This window comes from Acinetobacter sp. Ver3 (assembly GCF_000632455.1).
In the GTDB taxonomy this organism is placed as follows: Bacteria; Pseudomonadota; Gammaproteobacteria; order Pseudomonadales; family Moraxellaceae; genus Acinetobacter.
Genome location: NZ_JFYL01000136.1, coordinates 1 through 2,368, shown reverse-complemented (window position 1 = coordinate 2,368; position 2,368 = coordinate 1). Strand labels below are relative to the sequence as shown.

At 44.6% G+C, this 2,368-nt stretch carries 1 protein-coding gene and 2 pseudogenes; all 3 read left to right on the top strand.

Annotated elements, in window-relative coordinates; translation table 11 throughout:
- Window positions 1–20: 20 nt before the first annotated feature.
- A pseudogene (gene tnpC, locus CL42_RS15870) lies at window positions 21–1,455 on the top strand (IS66 family transposase); the annotation flags it as partial.
- 103 nt (window positions 1,456–1,558) lie between these two features.
- Complete coding sequence (locus CL42_RS15865) at window positions 1,559–1,984, top strand: HNH endonuclease (protein WP_035270843.1); 426 nt, start codon at window positions 1,559–1,561, stop codon at window positions 1,982–1,984.
- 78 nt (window positions 1,985–2,062) lie between these two features.
- Window positions 2,063–2,368, top strand: a pseudogene (locus tag CL42_RS15860) (class I SAM-dependent methyltransferase); the annotation flags it as partial.

The following is a 2,368-nucleotide window of genomic DNA, read 5'->3' as shown; positions in this document are numbered from 1 at the left end:
GTACTTTTTGAAACACCACCAAATTTGGCAGTAAAAACGAACATCTCACCGCAAAACAAATCCATCTGTGGGACGAAGCGGTTGAAGAGGATATCGCAGCCGTTGATCTGGAACTGGAACGGCTGAATGCAGATAAAACCGATGCAGCGACACACAAAGCCAAAGCAAATAAACCTAAACGTCGACTGCTGCCGGATCATCTACACACCATCCGTATTGAGCATGAACCTGCATCAACCCAATGCAGTTGTGGCTGCCAGTTACGTCGTATCGGCGAAGATATCAGTGAAAAACTGCATTTCAGACCGGCACAGTTCTACAAGGAACAGCATGTCCGTGGCAAATGGGTCTGTGATCAGTGTGACACCCTGACTCAGCAAGCGATGCCTGCCTATGTGATTGATAAAGGCATTGCTTCACCTGAACTGCTCAGCCATGTGCTGGTATCGAAGTATGCCGATCATTTACCGCTGTACCGTCAACGTCTGATCTATCAGCGGGCGGGAATCGAGCTTTCTAGATCAACGTTATCTCTTACGAAGCAATGCTTCTCAGATAGGTCGCTGCGGTGTGGAACTGGAGCCTCTGGCCAATGTCTTAAAAGAGGTGGTACTACAACAGCAGGTGCTGCATGCAGATGAAACACCGGTCACCATCATGCGGATGGGTGAGAATGAGAAAAAACCGAAGAAAGGTTATGTCTGGGCCTATGCCACTACACAGTACAATCCAGTTCAGGCGGTGATCTATGACTTTCAGGATAGTCGTTCAGGCCAGCATGCTGCAGAGTTCTTGAAAGGCTGGCAGGGTTATCTAGTCTGTGATGATTACAGTGGTTATAAAGCACGCTTTAAATCAGGCCAGGTCATTGAGGTGGGCTGCATGGCCCATGCACGTCGTAAATTCCATGAACTGCATGTAACTGGGAAAAGTCAGGTCGCTGAACAGGCATTAGTGCTGATTCAGAAACTGTATGCGATAGAAGCAGAGCTCAGGAAAAAGACCGATGGTACAGCGGAAGACCGCCGCGAATACCGACAACAGCATAGTCAACCAGTGATGCAACAACTATATGAATGGCTCAACCAACATCATCTGACAGTGCCATCGAGTTCTTCAACCGCCAAGGCCATCAATTACACTCTGAAGCGTTGGCCAGCTTTAAGCCGCTATTTGGATGATGGCAATCTACCCATTGACATGAGAAGCATTGCTTCGCAAGGGGCAGAGAACTCAATGCGACCTTGGGCCTTAGGGCGCAAGAACTGGCTGTTTGCTGGCTCGCTGCGCAGCGGCCAGCGAGCGGCGAATATCATGACTTTAATCCAGTCAGCAAAGCTGAATGGCTTGGATCCGTATGCCTATTTAAGTGATGTGCTGAAAAGGCTGCCGACACATAAAGTGACCCAGATTGAAGAGTTACTGCCACACTGCTGGAAACCTAAATCGAATTAAAAATTGGTATGGGATTCAGCGGACGCTTACGTTTGGTAGCGGGATCAGATCACATGAGCGATTGAAGAACGTGTATCAAGCCTTTATCTGTATTGGACTCAATATGAATTTAGATTTTGAAGATGAAGTTTGTTTGAACACGGTCATTCTTTCGATGAGTCAATCATTTGATTGTATTAATTTTAATGATTTTTACCTTGACCGTTTTGGTGGTGATTATGATGAGAGCATTGTGGATGATGTTGTGAGCTTTGTGAAATCAGTAAGACTAACAAAGAAGAAAAAACCTCTAAATTTTTCACTCGCGACCAAAAGAAATCTTTATCAACGTGAGGAAAGGAAAATATGGAGCTATTGCGAAGTATGTGATAGCGCTTTATACCTTGAGTCAACTGAAGTAGATCATCGAGAATCGAAAGCAGAAGGTGGTTACGGTGTTTTAGAAAATGGAGCAATTATTCACCCGATATGTAATCGCTTTAAGTCAGATCGTGCTTTGGAAGAAGTAAGAGCAGATTTATTTGACTAAAAAGATAAGGGAGCAAATGCTCCCTTATTTTTTTGTTTTTTAGTAGACTGGGGTCAGTGTTTAGCCTAAGCAACCAATATGAAAACAATAGACTATTACAACCAATACGCAGATCAATTTTTACAAGTCACGTTGTATGTGGATATGGAAAGCCTATACCAACCATTTTTAGCTGAGTTGCCAGATTCAGCACGCATCCTGGATTTAGGCTGTGGCTCAGGGCGTGACACTTTGGCTTTTAAAAATAAAGGCTATCAAGTTGATGCTATCGACTATTCTGAAGTATTGGTCGAACGAGCGAGCCAACTGACTGGTATCGCTGTTCAGCAGCAAAGTTTTTATGAGCTTGATATGCACGATGTTTATGATGGGGTATGGGCATGA